Origin of the sequence: Agrobacterium sp. LMR679 (genome assembly GCF_027157905.1) — a bacterium.
Classification (GTDB): Bacteria; Pseudomonadota; Alphaproteobacteria; order Rhizobiales; family Rhizobiaceae; genus Agrobacterium; species Agrobacterium leguminum.
In genome coordinates, this window is sequence record NZ_JAPVOJ010000001.1 from 1,022,501 (window position 1) to 1,042,311 (window position 19,811).

17 protein-coding genes (1 of these 17 cut by a window edge) are annotated in these 19,811 nt (G+C 59.1%); 11 read left to right on the top strand and 6 right to left on the bottom strand.

Annotation, left to right across the window (positions count from 1 at the left end):
• Positions 1-724, bottom strand: partial view of a formimidoylglutamate deiminase gene (locus tag O3W47_RS04750; RefSeq protein ID WP_269313115.1) — the 5' portion only. The gene continues 623 nt to the left of window position 1, outside the view; 724 of the gene's 1,347 nt are visible here — the first part of the coding sequence; its start codon is at positions 722-724; its stop codon lies beyond the left edge, outside the window.
• A 114-nt stretch (positions 725-838) separates the two neighbouring features.
• Between O3W47_RS04750 and hutI the strand changes: the two genes are divergently transcribed.
• The 5 genes from hutI (at position 839) to O3W47_RS04775 (ending at position 6,967) form a co-directional block, all read left to right on the top strand.
• A complete protein-coding gene (gene hutI / locus O3W47_RS04755) occupies positions 839-2,098 on the top strand; it encodes an imidazolonepropionase (protein WP_269313116.1) in 1,260 nt (419 codons plus the stop codon).
• Positions 2,095-3,639, top strand: a complete 1,545-nt coding sequence (gene hutH / locus O3W47_RS04760) for a histidine ammonia-lyase (protein ID WP_269313117.1) — start codon at positions 2,095-2,097, stop codon at positions 3,637-3,639. The genes hutI and hutH overlap by 4 nt, the downstream gene beginning before the upstream one ends.
• A 206-nt stretch (positions 3,640-3,845) precedes the next feature.
• Positions 3,846-4,649: an N-formylglutamate deformylase gene (gene hutG, locus O3W47_RS04765; protein WP_262531883.1), complete on the top strand. Its 804-nt coding sequence runs from the start codon at positions 3,846-3,848 to the stop codon at positions 4,647-4,649.
• Positions 4,650-4,660: 11 nt separating this feature from the next.
• On the top strand, positions 4,661-6,334 hold the full coding sequence (hutU, locus tag O3W47_RS04770; RefSeq protein WP_065656680.1) for a urocanate hydratase: 1,674 nt from the start codon (positions 4,661-4,663) through the stop codon (positions 6,332-6,334).
• 63 nt (positions 6,335-6,397) lie between these two features.
• Positions 6,398-6,967: a HutD/Ves family protein gene (locus O3W47_RS04775; RefSeq protein ID WP_269313118.1), complete on the top strand. Its 570-nt coding sequence runs from the start codon at positions 6,398-6,400 to the stop codon at positions 6,965-6,967.
• A 58-nt stretch (positions 6,968-7,025) separates the two neighbouring features.
• Here the strand turns inward: O3W47_RS04775 and O3W47_RS04780 are convergent, their stop codons facing one another.
• From O3W47_RS04780 to O3W47_RS04795, 4 genes are all read right to left on the bottom strand, one after another.
• Positions 7,026-8,504, bottom strand: a complete 1,479-nt coding sequence (locus O3W47_RS04780; RefSeq protein ID WP_269313119.1) for a M81 family metallopeptidase — start codon at positions 8,502-8,504, stop codon at positions 7,026-7,028.
• A gap of 71 nt (positions 8,505-8,575) precedes the next feature.
• Entirely contained in the window at positions 8,576-9,664 is a 1,089-nt protein-coding gene (locus O3W47_RS04785; protein ID WP_269313712.1) for a D-TA family PLP-dependent enzyme, read from the bottom strand.
• 31 nt (positions 9,665-9,695) lie between these two features.
• Positions 9,696-10,091, bottom strand: a complete 396-nt coding sequence (locus O3W47_RS04790) for a RidA family protein (RefSeq protein WP_059758295.1) — start codon at positions 10,089-10,091, stop codon at positions 9,696-9,698.
• A gap of 362 nt (positions 10,092-10,453) precedes the next feature.
• Entirely contained in the window at positions 10,454-11,839 is a 1,386-nt protein-coding gene (locus tag O3W47_RS04795; RefSeq protein WP_262531881.1) for an FAD/NAD(P)-binding protein, read from the bottom strand.
• A 434-nt stretch (positions 11,840-12,273) separates the two neighbouring features.
• On the opposite strand from O3W47_RS04795, the gene repA reads away from it, so the two are divergent.
• From repA to O3W47_RS04825, 6 genes are all read left to right on the top strand, one after another.
• Entirely contained in the window at positions 12,274-13,488 is a 1,215-nt protein-coding gene (gene repA / locus O3W47_RS04800; RefSeq protein WP_080819719.1) for a plasmid partitioning protein RepA, read from the top strand.
• Positions 13,485-14,498, top strand: coding sequence for a plasmid partitioning protein RepB (gene repB / locus O3W47_RS04805; protein WP_080854050.1), 1,014 nt, complete (start codon positions 13,485-13,487; stop codon positions 14,496-14,498). The genes repA and repB overlap by 4 nt, the downstream gene beginning before the upstream one ends.
• Before the next feature lie 227 nt (positions 14,499-14,725).
• Positions 14,726-15,961 (top strand): plasmid replication protein RepC, encoded by a 1,236-nt coding sequence (repC, locus tag O3W47_RS04810; RefSeq protein WP_331283551.1) that lies wholly within the window; start codon positions 14,726-14,728, stop codon positions 15,959-15,961.
• Positions 15,962-16,422: 461 nt separating this feature from the next.
• Complete coding sequence (locus tag O3W47_RS04815) at positions 16,423-16,635, top strand: hypothetical protein (protein ID WP_262531878.1); 213 nt, start codon at positions 16,423-16,425, stop codon at positions 16,633-16,635.
• Between the two features lie 68 nt (positions 16,636-16,703).
• The gene (locus tag O3W47_RS04820) at positions 16,704-16,988 is read left to right on the top strand and encodes a hypothetical protein (RefSeq protein WP_080821009.1); all 285 of its coding nucleotides are present in this window, start codon (positions 16,704-16,706) and stop codon (positions 16,986-16,988) included.
• 46 nt (positions 16,989-17,034) lie between these two features.
• Positions 17,035-18,234: a low temperature requirement protein A gene (locus tag O3W47_RS04825; RefSeq protein WP_137453502.1), complete on the top strand. Its 1,200-nt coding sequence runs from the start codon at positions 17,035-17,037 to the stop codon at positions 18,232-18,234.
• Between the two features lie 7 nt (positions 18,235-18,241).
• Here the strand turns inward: O3W47_RS04825 and O3W47_RS04830 are convergent, their stop codons facing one another.
• A complete protein-coding gene (locus O3W47_RS04830) occupies positions 18,242-19,711 on the bottom strand; it encodes a glycosyl transferase family protein (RefSeq protein ID WP_269313120.1) in 1,470 nt (489 codons plus the stop codon).
• Between the last annotated feature and the right edge of the window lie 100 nt (positions 19,712-19,811).

Genomic DNA, 19,811 nt, shown 5'->3' on the forward strand with positions numbered 1-19,811 from the left:
AATCTTCCACTTCTTTCGTCTGTTCCGCCACATGAATATGGATCGGCCCGCCTTTTGCCAGCGGCTCGATGGCTGCCAGCTCGTCGCCGGTCACCGCACGCAGGCTGTGCGGCGCTATGCCGAGGGTGGCGCCCGGCAGCCTGTCCACCACGGCCTGCGCCCCCTGCATCAGCTTTCCGTAGCTGTCGAGCGAATGGATGAAGCGCTTCTGCCCGTCGATTGGCACTTGGCCGCCGAAACCGGAATGGGCGTAAAAGACCGGCAGCAATGTGAGGCCGATGCCCGTCTGCGAGGCGGCCGCGCCGATACGTTCAGCCATTTCGGCGATATTGCCGTAATGCGAGCCATCCCTGTCATTATGCAGATAGTGAAATTCTCCAACCCGCCCGAAACCGGCCTCGAGCATTTCCATATAAAGCTGGGCGGCAACGGCCTCGACATGGTCAGGCGTCATGGAGAGCGCGAATTTATACATGACGGTGCGCCAGCTCCAGAAACTGTCATCGCCGGGACCACGGATTTCGGCAAGCCCCGCCATGGCGCGCTGAAAGGCGTGGCTGTGAAGATTGGGCATGGCCGGGACAATGACGGCATGTCGCTCATCCTGCGGCTGCGGGGAAACGCCGGTTTCCACGGATAAAATAGCGCCTTCATGGCAGACGATGCGAACATCCTTCGCCCATCCATCCGCCAGAAGCGCTGCGCCCGCGTGAATTGCCGTCATGCCACCCTCTCCTTTGGTTCTGTCCGGCAAGGCCATTTCAAACACGAAATTGCGGCTTGCCAAGCCGATTATTATGTATATACATTTAACTCACAAAGGAAAGGCGAAAAGCAAATGCCAGGGAACAAATCTGCAAACGGAACTGCGACGGGGAACGCCACGGCTTTGTGGCGCAACGCCCGGCTGGCAACCTTCGATCCCGCCATGGAAGGCATCGGCGCCGTCGAAAACGCCGTCATTGCCGTGCGTAACGGCCGCATCGCCTTTGCCGGCCCTGAAAGCGATCTGCCCACCGATCTGGCGACAGCCGACGAGACCAACGATTGCGGCGGCCGCTGGATCACCCCTGCCCTGATCGACTGCCACACCCATCTTGTCTTCGGCGGCAACCGCGCCATGGAATTCGAGATGCGGCTGAATGGGGCGACCTATGAAGAGATCGCCAAGGCGGGCGGCGGCATTGTTTCTTCGGTGCGCGACACGCGCGCGCTTTCGGAAGATGCTCTGGTGGCGCAGGCTTTGCCGCGCCTCGACACGCTTCTTTCCGAAGGCGTTTCCACGGTCGAAATCAAATCCGGTTACGGTCTCGACATTGAAACCGAGCTGAAAATGCTGCGCGTCGCCCGCAGGCTCGAGACGTTGCGGCCGGTGCGCATTGTCACCAGCTATCTCGCCGCACATGCCACACCTGCAGACTATAAGGGGCGCAACGCCGACTATATTGGCGATGTCGTTCTGCCGGGGCTGGAAAAAGCCCGTGCGGAAGGCCTGGCGGATGCGGTTGACGGTTTTTGCGAAGGCATCGCCTTTTCCGTCGAGGAGATCGACCGGGTTTTCAAGGCCGCGAAACAACGCGGCCTTCCGGTCAAACTGCATGCCGAGCAGCTTTCCAACCTTGGCGGTTCCGAGCTTGCGGCATCCTATAACGCGCTTTCGGCCGATCATCTGGAATATCTTGATGAGGCCGGTGCGAAGGCGCTGGCGAAAGCGGGAACCGTGGCCGTGCTTCTTCCCGGCGCTTTCTATGCGCTCAGGGAAAAACAATTGCCGCCGGTGCAGGCCCTGCGCGATGCCGGGGCCGACATTGCGCTGGCAACGGACTGCAACCCCGGCACTTCGCCGCTCACCTCCCTGCTGCTGACCATGAATATGGGCGCAACGCTTTTCCGCATGACCGTGGAAGAGTGCCTGACGGCGACGACACGCAACGCGGCAAAGGCGCTCGGCCTGCTTACGGAAACCGGCACGCTGGAGGCTGGAAAATCCGCTGATTTCGCCATCTGGGATATCGAGCGTCCGGCAGAACTCGTCTACCGCATCGGCTTCAATCCGCTCCACGCCCGCATTTTCAAGGGAGAGAAGGTTTGCCCATGACCATGAAGACCATCACGCTTCACCCCGGCGATGTGAGCTTAGCCGATCTCGCCGCGATATACTGGGAGAATGGCAGCGCCAAACTCGACCGCAGCTTCGATAAAGGCATTGAAAAGGCGGCGGCCCGCATTGCGGAGATCGCTGCCGGCAATGCGCCGGTCTATGGCATCAATACCGGTTTCGGCAAGCTCGCTTCCATCAAGATCGACGCGGCCGATGTGGCGACGCTGCAGCGCAATCTCATCCTGTCGCATTGCTGCGGGGTCGGCGCGCCGCTTCCTGAAAATGTCGTGCGGCTGATCATGGCGCTGAAGCTGGTTTCGCTCGGTCGCGGCGCATCCGGCGTGCGGCTGCAGCTTGTGCGGCTGATCGAAGCCATGCTGGAGAAGGGCGTCATCCCCGTCATTCCTGAAAAGGGTTCGGTTGGGGCTTCCGGCGATCTCGCGCCGCTTGCCCATATGGCGGCGGTGATGATGGGCGAAGGCGAAGCCTTTTATGCGGGCGCGCTTCTGCCAGCCGGCGAAGCGCTTGCGAAAGCCGGACTGACCCCGGTGGTGCTTGCCGCCAAGGAAGGGCTGGCGCTGATCAACGGCACACAGACCTCGACGGCGCTGGCGCTCGCCGGTCTTTTCCGCGCCCACCGCGCGGCGCAGGCGGCGCTGATTACCGGTGCGCTTTCCACCGATGCCGCCATGGGGTCTTCCGCACCTTTCCATCCCGATATTCACAGCCTGCGTGGTCATAAGGGCCAGATCGACGCTGGAGCCGCCCTTCGCCGGTTGCTGGAAGGTTCGGAAATCCGTGTCAGCCATATCGAGGGCGATGAGCGGGTGCAGGATCCCTATTGCATTCGCTGCCAGCCGCAGGTGGATGGCGCCTGCCTCGATCTTCTGCGGCAGGTGGCCCGCACGCTGGAAATCGAAGCCAATGCCGTGACTGATAATCCGCTGGTGCTTTCAGACAATTCCGTCGTCTCCGGCGGCAATTTCCACGCCGAACCGGTGGCCTTTGCCGCCGACCAGACGGCGCTTGCCATTTGCGAGATCGGCGCGATCGCCCAGCGCCGCGTCGCACTGCTGGTCGATCCCGCACTTTCTTATGGCCTTCCGGCCTTTCTTTCGAAGAAGCCGGGTCTGAATTCCGGTCTGATGATCGCCGAAGTCACCTCCGCCGCGCTGATGAGCGAGAACAAGCAGATGGCGCATCCGGCCTCGGTCGATTCGACGCCGACTTCCGCCAACCAGGAAGACCATGTGTCCATGGCCTGCCATGGCGCGCGCCGCCTGCTGCCGATGACGGACAATCTCTTCGCCATTCTCGGCATCGAGGCGCTTTCGGCCGTACAGGGCGTGGAACTGCGTGGGCCGCTGAAAACGAGCCCCGAACTGCAAAAGGTGATTGCGGCATTGCGGGCGGCGGTCCCTTCGCTGGAGGAAGACCGCTATATGGCGCCGGACCTGAAGGCTGCGGCGGAATTGATTGCCTCCGGCGCGCTGGTGGCGGTAATTTCGGACGGCATTCTGCCGAAGCTGGAGGTTTGAGATGATGAGTACTCTATCCTCCACTGCCTTGGGGTTACCCCCTCTGCCCTGCCGGGCATCTCCCCCTCAAGGGGGAGATCAGATGCCGCACCCGTTCGTTCCCAGATATTGTGGCGCAAGGTATTCGCCGCTTGCCGATCTCCCCCTTGAGGGGGAGATGCCCGGCAGGGCAGAGGGGGTAACCCCACGGCAGAAGAGGTCGATCGATGAACAGACCCTTCACGCTTCACCAGGGCGCCTCGCCCATCATCCTCGGACTACCTCACACCGGCACGGATGTGCCGGCGGATATCTGGCAACGCCTGAACGATAACGGCAAGATTCTCGCCGATACGGACTGGCATATCCATGAGCTCTATGCCGGCCTTCTCGAGAATGCGACAACCGTAAGGGCGAACTTCCATCGTTATGTGATCGATGCCAACCGCGACCCGGCCGGGGTAAGCCTTTATCCGGGCCAGAACACGACAGGGCTTGTTCCGGAGACCGATTTCGACGGTGAGCCGATCTGGAATGAAGGACAGGAACCCGCGGCGGACGATATCGCCTATCGTCTGGAAAACTTCCACGCGCCCTATCACGCGGCTCTTGCGGCGGAAATCGAGCGGGTCAAATCCATCCACGGCATCGCCATTCTCTATGATTGCCATTCGATCCGTTCGCATATTCCCTTCCTGTTCGAAGGCAAGCTGCCGGATTTCAACATCGGCACGGATATGGGCAAGACCTGCGATCCGGCCATCGAAAAAATCGCCGTCGAGGTGACCGCCGCAGCGGAGGGCTGCGACAGCATCCTGAACGGTCGTTTCAAGGGCGGCTGGACGACGCGCCATTACGGAAAACCGCAGAGCGGCGTGCACGCCATTCAGATGGAGCTGGCGCAATCCACCCATCTTCAAAGCGAGACGCCGCCTTTTGCCTATGACACGGGCAAGGCCGAACGGCTTCGCTCCCATCTCAAAACCATTCTCACGCGCATGGAAAAATTTGCGCTCGACACGAAACGATAAGGGGAAAACACATGAACAATCCACGCCACAATATTCGCGATGTCCGCTCGCCGCAGGGCACTGACCTCAATGCCAAAAGCTGGATGACGGAAGCGCCGCTGCGCATGCTGATGAACAATCTCGACCCTGATGTGGCCGAGCGCCCGCATGAGCTGGTGGTTTATGGCGGCATCGGCCGTGCCGCCCGCACCTGGGACGATTTCGACCGTATCGTCGCGACGCTGAAGGATCTGAACGAGGATGAAACCCTCGTCGTGCAGTCCGGCAAGCCGGTCGGCGTGTTCCGCACCCATAAGGATGCGCCGCGCGTACTGATCGCCAATTCCAACCTCGTGCCGCACTGGGCGAACTGGGATCATTTCAACGAGCTGGATAAGAAGGGCCTTGCCATGTACGGCCAGATGACGGCCGGTTCGTGGATCTATATCGGCACGCAGGGCATCGTGCAGGGCACCTATGAAACCTTTGTCGAGGCCGGCCGCCAGCATTATGACGGCAACCTGAAGGGCAAGTGGATTCTAACCGGCGGTCTCGGCGGCATGGGTGGCGCACAGCCGCTCGCCGCCGTCATGGCCGGCGCCTGCTGCCTTGCCGTCGAATGCGATGAAACCCGCGTCGATTTCCGCCTGCGCACCCGTTATGTCGACGCGAAGGCGCATACGCTCGATGAGGCGCTGGCGCTGATCGACCAATGGACCAAGGCGGGCGAGGCGAAATCCGTCGGCCTGATCGGCAATGCGGCGGAAATCTTCCCGGAACTCGTCCGTCGCGGCGTTCGTCCCGATATCGTTACCGACCAGACCTCGGCGCACGATCCCGTCCATGGTTACCTTCCGGCCGGATGGACCGTTGCCGAATGGCGCGCCAAGCAGGAAAGCGACCCGAAGGCCGTTGCGGCTGCCGCTCGCGCCTCGATGAAGGTGCATGTGCAGGCCATGGTCGATTTCTGGAACGCCGGCGTTCCGACGCTCGATTATGGCAACAATATCCGCCAGGTCGCCAAGGATGAGGGCCTGGAGAACGCCTTCGCCTTCCCGGGCTTCGTGCCGGCCTATATCCGCCCGCTGTTTTGCCGCGGCATCGGCCCGTTCCGCTGGGCAGCCCTTTCCGGCGATCCGGAAGACATCTACAAGACCGACGCCAAGGTGAAGGAACTGCTGCCAGACAACAAGCACCTGCACAACTGGCTGGACATGGCGCGCGAGCGCATCGCTTTTCAGGGCCTGCCCGCGCGCATTTGCTGGGTCGGACTTGGCGACCGTCACCGTCTCGGCCTCGCCTTCAACGAAATGGTCAGGAACGGTGAGCTGAAGGCGCCGATCGTCATCGGACGCGACCATCTGGATTCCGGCTCCGTCGCCTCGCCCAACCGCGAGACGGAGGCCATGAAGGACGGCTCGGACGCCGTTTCCGACTGGCCGCTTCTCAATGCGCTGCTCAACACCGCATCCGGCGCGACCTGGGTGTCGTTACACCACGGCGGCGGCGTCGGCATGGGCTTCTCGCAGCATTCCGGCATGGTCATCTGCGCCGATGGCACCGACGATGCCGCTCGCCGGCTGGAGCGCGTGCTGTGGAATGACCCGGCAACCGGCGTCATGCGCCATGCCGATGCCGGTTACGACATCGCCGTGGAATGCGCAAAGGAACAGGGCCTGCGCCTGCCTGGCATTCTCGGCAATTGATCCTCTTTCGGCCGGAAAGAGAAACACCTTTTTCCGGCCGATATTTCTCAAAAGTGGAAAACCATGACCCTGCTGCGCGCAAGCGACTACAAGCGAATGCCCTGGAAAAACGGCGGCGGCGAAACGGTGGAAATCGCCATCTTTCCGCCCGCGTCTTCCGTCGAGAATTTCGACTGGCGTATCAGCATGGCGACGGTGGCGAGCGACGGGCCGTTTTCGATCTTCCCCGGCATAGACCGCACCCTCTCCATTCTTGAGGGAAACGGCATGGCGCTGGCAATTGCGGCCGGCGATCCGCTGCCGCTGACAATGGAAAGCCCGCCCCTGCCCTTTCCGGCCGATGTTCCCGTGAATGCGACCCTATCCGATGGCGCGATCACCGATCTGAACGTCATGACCCGCCGCTCGCGCTTTCGTCATGTCGTTAAAAAGCATTCCGGCCGATTTTCGGGAAAAGCCGCCGGAAACACGACGCTTGTTCTGGCGCTCGACCCGCTGGCGGTTTTAGCCGGTGAAGGCAAGGACCGATTGGGGAGGCTGGATGGTCTGCTGATCGAGGGCGGTTTACCGTTCACCGTCGAAGGAGATCGAAGCGAAAGCGCGTTTTTCCTGATCACTCTCGAGCGTCTCTGAAGCCTTCCGGAAAAGGCTTCACAAATTTCGTCCAGATAATGCTCAAACCGCTGCCGCCTCAGTCCAGGCCCAGCGGATCGGCCACCCGTGGCCAAAGCTCAAGGCTCGCCTTGCGATAGGGCGTTTTTGCCGGATCGGTTGGATAGGATGTCGGGGCCGCGATATAAACGATCTCGGAGGCGACCGGCGCAAACCCCGCATGGAAATGGTTGGTGGACTTGACCAGCAGCACGTCTTTTTTCGCGAAATCGACTCCGAGATTGGAAAAGATATCCGGCTCATAAGTTTGCGTGCGGCTAGTGATGAGGATGATATCGATCTGCGTACCGAGCGGCCGGACGACGGCGGCACGACCTAGCGTGACGCGGCTGTTGCGAAAACTCTGCCAGCCGGCCTCGGCCGTGCGCATCACCTTTATGCGGAAATCGAGCGGCTCGCCGCCTTCCGGGCTGGATTTGCCGCCGATGCGCAGATCGATCTCCGCGCCCTCGCCCGCCGCGTGACAGAAGGAAACCGCAATCGGGTCCCAGATCGTCGCGACGGCGATGTTGTCCATGCCGCGCTCCACCATGCGCCGCAGAATATGGGTGGCGTCACCGGCGACACCGCCGCCCGGATTGTCCCAGATATCCGATACGACGACCGGCCTGTCCGGATTGTTGCGGCGAATGGCAAGAACCTGGTCGAGACCTGATTCCGTATCCAGCATCGGCATGGCGGTCAGTTTGCGCATGGCATAAAGCTCATGGCCGAGCTTTTCAGCCAGTGCATCGCCCTTTGCCCTGTCATTATCGGTCACGACAACGATGCGCGTTCCCATATCCGGCACGTCACCCGCCATGAAACCGTGAATAACGGAAATCGAAAGGATGCCATCCTTGCCTTCCATCGCCTTCAGCCGGTCGACATAGGAGCGCATCGGCTCACGGCTGGTGGGATAAATGGTGATCATGCGGCAATCGAAGGTGGAGATGACCGGCCTGATCTCCCCCCGAAGCGTGCGCAACGCCATCTCCACCACATGCTCGCCACGCTCTTCGAAATCCGTATGCGGAAATTCCAGAAACGTTGCCATGATGTCGAGATTTTTGACCCGAAGCGCCGTCAGATGGCTGTGCGGATCGAATTCCGCCGCGACCAGTACATCCGGTCCGACCAATGCGCGGACGCGTGACAGGAAATCCCCTTCCGGATCGTCATAACCCTGCGCCACCATGGCGCCGTGCAGACCGAGCACCACGGCATCGACCGGCAGGGCCGCACCGAGTTCGGCGAGAATCGTATCCCGCAGCGTTTCATAGGTCTGGCGCTGGATAAGGCCCGCCGGTTCCGCCCAGCAGGAAGTTCCCTCTATTACCGTGAACCCTTCCGCCTTACCACGACGGCGCAAGATCGGCACTGGCGACGAGCAGAGCGTCGGCGTTTCGGGATGCTCCCCCGGCCCGGCATAAAAAGCCGCACGAAAGGCGTCCATATCCGTCGGGACTGGTGAAAACGTGTTGGTTTCGGTGGCGAGTGACGCCGTGAAGATGCGCATGTCTCTAGATTCTCGTTACCGCAATCTGCCCTTCGGCAGCTTTATTTCAGAATTTAATTAGCCGGGTAATCTTACCAGACCGTGCCGCGCGCCGCCACCTGCTCAACCCTCGTTACAACGCCGTTTCGATGAAAAACCATCCTGTCGAAAAGATTGCTGACGACACAGGTGTGGTTCGGAACGACCTTGACCACGTCGCCGATTTCAGGCTGGCCCGAGGCGCAGCCGGATAGATCGACAACCGCATGTTCCTCCGAAAGCGAGATGATTTTCGCGCCTTCGTAGCCTTCGAGCAGCCCGTAATCGCTGAAACCCAGAAGATCCGAGGTCAGGGCCTTGGAACCGCAATCCAGCACGGCCCGATCGGCTGTCGGTCGCGATACGACGGTGGCAAGAACATGCATGGCGAGATCGCCCGCCGTGCAATGTCCGGCGCGCAGCATGGCGCGATCATTATAGACATAGGTGCCGGCCCGATGTTCGGTGGCGGAAGGAACGAGATGGGCGGCGTAAAAATCTGGAGAACCACCGCTGGACCGCACCGGGCAATCCATGCCCTTTGCAGCCAGCAACGCCATGGTCTCGCGAAGGAAGTTCTCCACCGTCGCGGCTCCGCCCGGTGCCGGATAGGTCAAAATACCCTTGAATGTGAGGCCCGGTGCCGCAGCGATCTTTTCCGCAAGCGCCAGTGCCGCTTCCGGCGTCTGCACACCGCAGCGCTTGCCGCCCGTGTCGCACTCGACCAGTACGGCAAGCGGCCTTGCCGCGTCGAATGTATCGGCAAGACCTGCAATCGTGACCGCACTATCGGCAACCACGCTCAGCCGGCCGATGCGCGCATTCAGCGCCTTCAGCCGCGACAGCTTTGCTGCACCGAGAATATTGTAGGTGATCACAATGTCATCGAAACCGGCATCCGCAAAAACCTCCGCCTCACTGACTTTCTGGCAATTAATGCCGATGGCGCCGGCCTGAAGCTGCTGTTTGGCGACGGCGGGTATCTTGTGCGTCTTGATATGCGGCCGAAAGGCCTTGCCGTGGTCATCCAGATAGGATTGCGCCCTGAGGATATTGGCAGCGAGCCTGTCCTCGTCGATGACAGGCATCGGCGTCGAAATCGCATTGAGGGGTGTGCCCGCATCAGGCCAGGGATAGGTCATCATCTACTCTCAAACATCGAAAACTTGGGCTTCAGGCCAGCGGCTTATAGGCGATAACGTCCATTTCCACCTTGGCATCGACCATCAGCGGCGATTGCACGGTGGAGCGTGCCGGCGGATGATCGATGAAATATTTCTGGAAGACGGCGTTGAAGCTCGAAAAATCCCGGGCATCGTCCAGCCAGACATTGACCTTGACCACATCCGCAAGCGTACAATCGGCAAGCGCCAGAACATCCTTGATATTGGCAACCACCTGCTCGGTCTGCGCCACGATCCCGCCGGTCACCACCTCACCATCGACGGTCGGCACCTGCCCGGAAACATACACGAAATCGCCGGCCCGGACGGCCTTGGCAAATGGTCGCCGCTGTCCACCAGCCTGATTGTCCGCTGCCTCGTATCGTATCAGTTTCGGCTTTTGCATAAATCCTCGCAAATTATTTTCATAATTTCAGAAATTTTCGCGATTTGTAGCCGATTTTATGACGCATTTCCATAAGCAATGTAAATTATTTAGCAATCGCGCACATTACGCGCGAAATCCGCTGCCGTGCTTGCCGCCCATGATTATTGCGAAATATATGGCTCAGGGTCGATATATGGTGTGATTCATGGGGAACTGCATGCCTATAATGCGGCTCCCGGTGGGCATTCGCGCTGCGTTACACTCGCCAAATTCGGCATCCATGGAGTTTCCAGCACATTATTCGGAGAACGAGTTTGCCGCGGCTAACCTCTTAGCAGAGGTACTGGACCCGTCTCGCTTCGGCCGGTCCTTCAACCAGCTCACCCCCGTGCGGAAAGCCGATCGTTCGCCATAACTCTATCCGTGATCTCCTGCGCGATCTTCTGCGCCTGCACACGAATATCCGGAACGGCGGTAATTTCCCAGAAGCGGCCCGCCGTCAGCGCACCGGCGGCGAAAAGACCGGGCCAGCTTCGTCCGTCCGTCCGCAACAAACGGGACTGGCCATCGACTTCCACCCCGAGCCCGAAGGGATCGAGCAAAATAACGCCATCGCCGCGCATCGTTTCAAGAAGCCGCGAATGGCCGATGCCGGCCCGCTCCATTCCCGTGCAATTGATGACCCAATCGACCTGCAGTTCCTTCAATATCTGGGTATGCCTGCGGCGGTAACGCACGGCGATCCCCTCCTCTCCTTCTTCTATGGAGCGAAGGTAACCCGCATGAATTTCAAGAACACCATCTGAAAGTAACGTCCCGAAAGCGCCAGACACTTCGGGTGCGATACGGTGCCGGTGGATGTTCCACCAGGGCAAGGCATGCCGAAGGAACCGGCTCCGCTGGGAAGGTGTAAGACGTTGCCAAAGCGATTGAGTTTGCGGCCGCAAGCCATCCATGACGGTGCGCCACGGCGCGCCATCGCGCACCTGCTTGCGCAGAGAGTGCAGCAACCAGCTGATCTCCGTCGAGCCTTCAGGTAGATTCGGCCCCACGGGCGGTGATGGCGGGCTGACATGCGGATGCGGCACCAGGCCACGACGGGACAGAACATGGATTGGCCCTTGATGTCCCTTTCCCCGCAGAGTCAAAACCTGATCGATCATCGTCAGGCCCGAACCCAGAATACAGATGCGATCCCCGGCTTTGATTTTGGACAACCATCCCGGCTGCCAGCAGTGGCCGATGATACGTTGCGGGCCCTCTTCTTCCTTTGCGAGAGTTTGCACCGGCAAACTCGCAGCGCCGACCCCCAGACACAGAACGACATTCTGCGCGCGCAGACGCTCACCATTTTCCAGCGTAAAAGAAAATTCGCCCGTGCCATCCGGTCGACAGGCCGAAGCCTTGGCCCGAACGAAGTCTACCCGGGCCCGTTGCTCCCTGCTTCTAAGCAGGCCAGCCAGTCTGTCGCGAAGATAAAGACCATAGTCACCGCGCGAGGCGAACAGCAGGGGATTGTCCGCGATCCCGTTTTCCGCCAACCAGTCGACAAAGTCATCCGGCTTGTCAGGGAAGACGCTCATTCGCCCGGCTGGCACATTCAGACGATGATAGGGGAGTTCCGTGCGATAGGCGGTGCCGCGCCCGAAATCCGACTCATCGCCGACGATAGCGATAGAGGCTCCCGCCGGCAAGGACGATAGAAGATGGGCGGCAGTACAGATGGCCGAAAAACCCGACCCGACGAGAGCGACATCATAGGACATTCATTCCTCCAACCTGCGACAGCTTGAACAGCCAGACGACGGGTGTCGAACCCAACGATACTCTAGTCAACGAGTAGAGATTAAACAGATGCGAATGTCTACCCTTCACTTTCTGGCGCCGGGATTATCTGAGGCGTAGAGGGTCAAACCCAAAAGTTAGCCGCGGCAAACTTCGGAACAGGGCAGATATTCCGCGCACCAAAAGACGCGACAACGCCCTTCAGGATGATCGACAACGAGAAGTTAGCCGCGGCTAACCGTCAAACTGTCACAAAAAGCAAATGTGATTCTTCCACAATGCTTTAGCGGCACTTTCCAACCTGAGAAAAAAGCCTATTGCGCCAAAAAGAGAATCGGCGCTTATATCTCAGTTGCGGAAAAAACCGCCTTTTTCGAAAAAAACCGCTACTGCAATTTCGAGCGAAAGAAGACCGATGACACAGAGTGCCGATTTAAGACGTGCCGCAGGAGCACCCGACCTGACGAGTCTTATACAACAGCATTCGGCTGCGTTGTCAGCCCAATTGCAGGCTCATAATGCAAATACATTTTCCCCGCACACCGAAAAGAGCATGCGCCATTTTTCACCGGCGGAAACCGCACGGTTGATCGGCATCGGCGAAGCCTATCTTCGCCAGATCGCCGCCGAGCGTCCGGAGCTCGATGCGGCGCAGGCTTCCGGTCGTCGTTCCTATTCCGTCGAGGATATGGACGAGATCAGAAAATTCCTCGATCAGGGCGCCCGTGGCGCACGCCGTTATCTGCCGCATCGCCGTGACGGCGAAGAGTTGCAGGTCATCGCGGTCATGAACTTCAAGGGCGGTTCAGGAAAAACCACGACATCGGCGCATCTGGCGCAATATCTGGCGCTGCGCGGGTACCGGGTGCTTGCCATCGATCTCGATCCGCAGGCCAGTCTGTCCGCTCTCTTCGGTCATCAGCCGGAGATCGATGTCGGTCCGAATGAAACGCTTTATGGCGCGATCCGTTACGACGACGAACGCCGGCCGATCGCCGAGATCGTTCGTGGCACCTATATCCCCAATCTCCATATCGTCCCGGGCAATCTGGAGCTTATGGAATTCGAACACGACACGCCCCGCGCGCTGATGCGTCGCGCGCCAGGCGATACGTTGTTTTTTGCCCGCATCGGCCAGGCGATAGCCCAGGCGCAGAACTTCTATGACGTTGTCGTCATCGATTGCCCGCCGCAGCTTGGTTACCTGACGCTTTCAGCGTTGACGGCTGCCACATCGGTTCTCGTCACCGTTCATCCGCAAATGCTTGATGTGATGTCGATGAACCAGTTCCTTGCCATGACCGGCGATCTTCTTGCCGAAATCGGCAGGGCGGGAGCGCGGTCCGACTATAACTGGATGCGTTACCTGATCACCCGCTTTGAACCGAGCGATGGGCCGCAGAACCAGATGGTCGCCTTCCTGCGCTCGATTTTCGGTGAAAACGTCCTCATCCACCCGATGCTGAAGAGCACGGCCGTATCGGATGCCGGACTGACCAACCAGACACTTTTCGAAGTGGAAAGAACCCAGTTCACCCGGTCCACCTATGACCGTGCGCTGGAAGCCATGAACAACGTAAACGCTGAAATCGAAGGACTGATTAAAAAAGCGTGGGGTAGGGCAGCATGAGCAGAAAACAGATCTTCGCCAATCTCGGCACGCCGGGCACCGACAGCAACGAGACTGCCACCGAGCGGTCGCGTCCGCGTATCCGGCCCATCCTCGGTTCTCCGGAACTCGTGACGGATGTTCTGAATTCCCCGGTCGGCATGATCGGCCAGTCGCTCAATGAAGTATCGGAACGCGCCAAGCGCGCAGAAGAGATCGAAAAGCAGCTCGCGGAAGGTCTTACGATCGTTTCGCTCAGCCCTGCCGATATCGACCCCTCTTTCATACCGGATCGCATGCCAGCCTCTGAAGAGGCGGATGCAGGTCTGGTAGAGGCCATTCGTGAACAGGGCCAGCAGGTTCCCATTCTGGTGCGCCCGCATCCCGAATTCCCCGGCCGTTATCAGGTCGCCTTCGGCCATCGTCGCCTGCGCGCCGTTTCCAGCCTCGGTATTCCGGTCAAGGCGGTCGTTCGTGATCTCAGCGACGAGCAGCTGGTGGTCGCCCAGGGACAGGAAAACAACGAGCGTCGCGACCTCACCTATATCGAAAAGGCGCGTTTTGCCCAGAAACTGCAGATGCGGTTTCCTCGGGATACGATCATGGCCGCCATGTCGCTGCACAAGGGCGATCTCTCCAACATGCTTTCGGTTGTCGGCCGCATTCCCGAGGATCTGGTCGATCTGATTGGCCCGGCCCCGACTGTCGGCCGTCGTAACTGGATGGATCTTGCCGATCAGCTTTCCTCCTCGCAGGTCAAGGAAGCAGCCCGTGCCTATGTCAAGGATGCATCGGTTGCCGCCTTGCCATCGGAAGAACGTTTCAAGTCGCTCCTGGATTTCCTGAAGCCCAAGGCGCAGGCGAAAAAAACCGGCGTCTGGTCATCGCAAACCGGCGGCCGGCTGGCGAAGGTGGTCGAGAGCGACCGCAAGCTGGATATCTCCATCGACAAGAACGAAGCCCCGGAATTTGCCGAGTTCGTTCTCGAACATCTTCAGACGCTGTTTGCCGAATATCGGTCCAAGCAGTGATTTTTAACTCGAACGACTAACAGGAGACGCATCACAAAAGAAAAAAGCCCCCGAACGTTGCCGCGCGGAAGCCTTTCTTTGATTTAAGCACCCGAAGAATCTCATTTCTGCGAATCATAGTCAAGAGTCTTGGCATCGAATTTTTCGGTGAGCGATTTTCTTTTGCCTTGTGAAAGGTGAAAGACATGGACAGCACATGTGTAACGACGCCCTTTGGGCGGCGAGCGATGTCGTTTGGCGTCCTCGCAACCCAGTTCGCCGCGCAGAAAAGCAAGAAAATCGAAGCGGTCGATAAATGGAAACTCTATCGTTCGGTCTGCGAAGCCAGGCCATTGCTCGGCGTGACTGATCGCTCGCTTGCGGTCCTGAACGCGCTTTTGAGTTTTTATCCGAAAAACGAGCTTTCCAGCGAAGCCGGATTGGTCGTCTTCCCGTCGAACACGCAATTGTCGCTCAGGGCCCATGGCATGGCCGAGCAGACATTGCGCCGGCACCTTTCGGCTCTTGTCGAGGCCGGTCTCATCATTCGCAAGGACAGCCCGAACGGAAAACGATACGCCCGCAAGCACAGGGGAGGGGAAATCAGCGAGGCTTATGGTTTTTCGCTGGCGCCGCTTCTCGCCCGCAAAGCGGAAATCGAGGAACTGGCCGAACGCATTGTCAGCGAACGGCTCGATCTTCAGCGGCTTCGTGAAAACATCAGCCTTTGCCGCCGCGATATTCAGAAACTCTGCGAGATGATTGCCGCGAGCGGTGAAGTCGAGACCTTCGAAGGGTTTCAGACCCGCTACAACGCCATTGCCGGCTCTCTCGGCCGCAATTCCAAGCCTGCGGAACTTCGGGAAATCGCCGGATTTTTGGCCTCTTTGCGCGCGGAAGTGACCAACTATCTGGAAAATATTGAAAAATCGGAAAAAACGGGCGGCAATGACTGCCAAAATGAGCGCCTCATAAAGAATTCAGAATCCGAATCCATATCTGAACGGCAAGATTTGCGCGAACCGGCAACCGTTGCACCTGCCAGCACGGCATGCACCCAGCCGGCATATGTGGCACCCGTCAGTGCAAAAGCTTCGCCGCAATTAGCAAAGCCTGTTCTTCATAAGCAATTTTTTGTTCCTGATATTGTTTTGGTTTTGAAGGCTTGCCCGGATATCTCGCTCTATGCCCCAGGCGGAGCGGTTACCGGATGGCGCGATCTCGAAGTGGCGACATCCGTCATCAAAACCATGTTCAACATCAGCCAGTCGGCGTATCAGGATGCGCTTGTCACATTCGGCCGACAGGGAACGGCAGCCATTCTCGCATGCCTTTTGCAGAAAGCAGACCAGATAAGCTCGCTCGGCGGATATCTGCGTAATCTGACCCGTAAGGCGCAGGAAGGCGGCTTCGATGTGCAGACAATGCTTCTGGCGCAGTTGCGAGGGCGTAAGGACGCCATGGAGGCGAACATGCTTTCGTGAGTTCACACGGGCCGTGGGAAATGGTCATCGCTTGCGGAAAAAGCAGACGGAAGTTACATTAACGCCGTTTCCGCAAGTAGAAAGAGATTCGCATGAGGCTGCTGCAGCAACAGTGCAGCCGGTGGATTTCTATGGTTAATGCAAGGTAATGAAAACTAAGTTCTGTTTAGCTTTCGTTTGCGTTTTTCCATGATTGGTTTCAATCGCTTGAGTCGAGGGTATTTTTCGTCGAAATTGCGACGAGAAGAGCGGAAATGCGTAATCTGTATGCGCGGAGCACCTGGCAAAACAGGCGTGCGATACTGAATAGAAGCGCATGCCCGGGTGCCGCAAAACCGGGATATGGCCCATCGGAAGTAAATGCACGGTCGACAGACAAAGCCTCGCGCCAAAACAGCGAGGTTGAACTTTCTGCAAGGTCCTGCGTTTGCGCTTGATTGCTTGAACGGATGGCTGAGCTGATGAATTTTCCGGATGACATGGAACTGGCCGTCGCCCTCTACATGGCGGACAACGCCCTGCCCCGGGAAAGGGCTATCGAAAAGCTCCTGAGAGCGGAGCTCGAAAACACGGGCCATCTGCCCGGTGGCGAAGGTCGGCCGCCGGAGATCGTCGATGGGCAACCGAGCGCGGACTATGTTCAATATAGCTCCTACCTCGATGCGGATAGCTGACGAGCGGCGGAACCAAAGCGGGCGAGGGCTGTTTATGGCGCAGATAATTGTGCCAGGATATGCGTCCCATGTTTCCCAGATCATTTTTTATCTCAGCCGCACTCGCCGCGATGACGAGCCTGCCGGCAATTGCCCAGCCTCTTGAGGTCAGCACGCTTGCGGTTTCCAGCGCCGGCGGCATTCCACATTCACCAGAGGCCGCGACCCCCAACTACATTACCGACGTGTCCGGGAAGAAAGTCCGTCTGGTTGGGCCGCGCTTTTATCCCGACAGTGCGCGGGCGCTGGAGTTTCCCGGCCGAAGGTCGAACCCGGTTGCATCGGGCAGCGAAGAGGCTTTGTCGCAACGGTGAGGGGGCGTGGTGAGAAGACCGGTCGAAATATTGCGGCGGAGGTAGAATGAGAACCGGGGGTGAGCTTCAAGGACGCAAAGCGGGTACGGAAAGCTGGATAAGGCAAGAGGGACAGGACGCCGGCAAGGCGAGTTTCCCCGAATTGTTCTTCGATCTGGTCTTTGTTTTCGCGCTGATCCAGCTCTCCCATGCACTGGCCAAGGATTTTGGGCCAACGGCGGCGCTTGAGGCCGGCATCCTGATATTGTCGCTCTGGTGGCTATGGATACACACCACCTGGATCACAAACCTGCTGAACACGGAAAAGGAGCCGGTCAGGATCCTGCTATTCGTGCTGATGTTCGGCGGTGTTCTGCTGGCCATCGCGCTGCCGGAGGCTTTTGCGGAACAGGGTCTTGTCTTCGCCCTGATCTACAGCGTGATGCAGGTCGGTCGAAGCCTGTTCGCCCTCTATGCGTTCAGGGGTGAAGACCGGCAGTCCTTTCTGGTCTTCGTGCGCGTGACGATCTGGCTTGCGATATCGAGCCTGTTCTGGCTTGCCGGTGGGTTCGTCGATCTGGCGGATCGCATTCTCCTGTGGGGCATCGCACTTGCAATTGAATATGCCGGCCCCGCCTGCCGTTATGTCGTGCCGGGTGTGGCCTCGAGCGACGAGGACAGGCTGCATCTTTCCGGCGAGCATCTGGCGGAGCGATGCGCGCTTTTCGTCATCATCTGCCTTGGCGAAACGATCCTGACCACGGGACGCACGGCCACCGAATATATGAATTCGGGCCTGACATTCATCGTCTTCTGCTCCGCTTTCGTCAGTACCGTGGCGATGTGGTGGATTTATTTCCATCACGGGCAGGAAGAGGCTTCGAGAAAGGCCGAGAATGCCGAAGAAAAGGCGAAGATCGCCCATAATCTTTTTAACTACGGGCATTTGCCCATCGTAGCCGGTATCATCCTTACGGCGGTGGGTGAGGATTTCAGCCTCTCCCATGCGCGGGATGGCGCAACGATGCGGGAGGCGCTCGCCATTCTCGGCGGTCCGGTCCTGTTTCTGGCCGGCAATATCGGCGTCAAGATCGCCGTCGCCTATCAGCGACCGGTGTCGCATTTTGCCGGCGTGGCGGCGCTCTGCCTGCTTTTGCCGGTGCCGGGTATTCCGCTTTTCGTGCTGCAACTGGCGAGCACGGCAATTCTTCTGCTTGTCGCCCTTTGGGAATATCTGGCGCTGAAAAGGGCGGTCGCCAATGCCTGATCGCTGATCAGGCGTTGACGAGATTTCGCGCCCTGTCGTTCCAGAGCCGAAGACTGCGGGCATAGGCTTCCTCGAAGGGCAGAGCCATATCGTTGACCAGCATCAGCGCGATGGCGGTCGTCGAGATGATAATGGTTTCTGCCCTTTCGTCCCTTGCTGCACCCGTCCAGACCGCTCGCCAATATTCGAAGGTTGTGAACATGGTCGGCATTTCGGCGGGCGGCGTTTCGCGTGCGGGAACGATGAATTCCACATCCCCGCCCTTCGAAAGACCGAAAATCCGGGTGCTGCGAAACGGCGTGAATTGCGCGAAATCCCGCGTATTGCCGAGAATGGCGAGGTTTTCCACCGAAAGCAGTCGTGCCGTGTCCCGATGAAGTTCCTGATAGGACGGGCGGGCGACGCCGATGATCGTGCTTCTGGCGCGAAGCGGATTGAGAAGATGCACGACCGTATTGAGCGGCAGGCGCATCTCCAGAATGCCGTACAGGCCGAGCAGGCTTTGAAACTGCAGGGACAGACCACCGATCGGCAGGTAGGCGATGCGTTCCGAGGCTGTGGCTTTCGCCGCCTGCGAAAGCGAGTGGCAAAGGGGAATGCCGCAGGCCTGTGCTGCAAGTTCAAGCTTGCCGCCGTTTTCTCCCTGCCCCACATGCCCGTGCAGCAGGACGCTGTATCCCGCCATGGCGACAAGACGCGCGGAATGGAGGAACCACGGCGCATCGCGATGTTTCGGCGACATATAAGCGGGCCAGTCGAGATCCACCGATGCAGGTCCTTGCTGGTCCCTCTCTATATGTCTCCACATGGCTTCGATGAAACCGGCAAGCTCCGCCGCGGTCACGCCGCGATAATGCATGGTGGCGAGCAAGGCCCCGATCTGTATCGGGTCGGCATCGCCATCGAGAATGATCGAGAGCGCATCCATCGCTTCCACCTGGCTGAGCGGGCGGCTGTTGCCGATGCCCATCGCCGAGGTTGCGATATATTTGGCAAGCCTCTGCTGCGGATCGGCATTGTGGCCGATACGCGCGAGACGGTCGGCGATGTTTTCCGGTGTCGGCTGACCTTCCAGAAGAACGCTGGGGCGAAGCGAAAGCGGCGGCGCCTTCATCAGCACCGGCCGCTCCCAGCCGCTTGCACTGGCGTTGGCAGGGACGAGGGGTTTTTCCTGCGAATAGTCGATCAGGTTCTCGGCCTCCGCCGCCAGCGAACGAATGCGCAGCCGCATGTTTTCGGCAAAGGGGGTGGGACGCAGGCCCTGACCGGTGCGCAGAAAAAGCTGGTCGCCGTATCTTTCGCGCAGCTGCTGCAATATCCGGCTCATGGAAGATGTCGGCAGTCCCATGCCCGCCGCCGCGCGGCTGACGCTGCCTTCCCGCAACAACGCATCGAAAGCGACAAGTAGTTTCAGCTGCCCAAGCCTGTCGGGTTTTGTCGTGGAGGCTGGTTCATCTTTTCTCTTGCCGGTTGTCATCTTGCGATTTTTTTACTCCGCCTCTTGTCCGGGGAGCCCTTTTTGCAATTTCTGGAATTTAGAACTGTTCGAAAACAAACGCGTTGCGCCCGCACTCCCT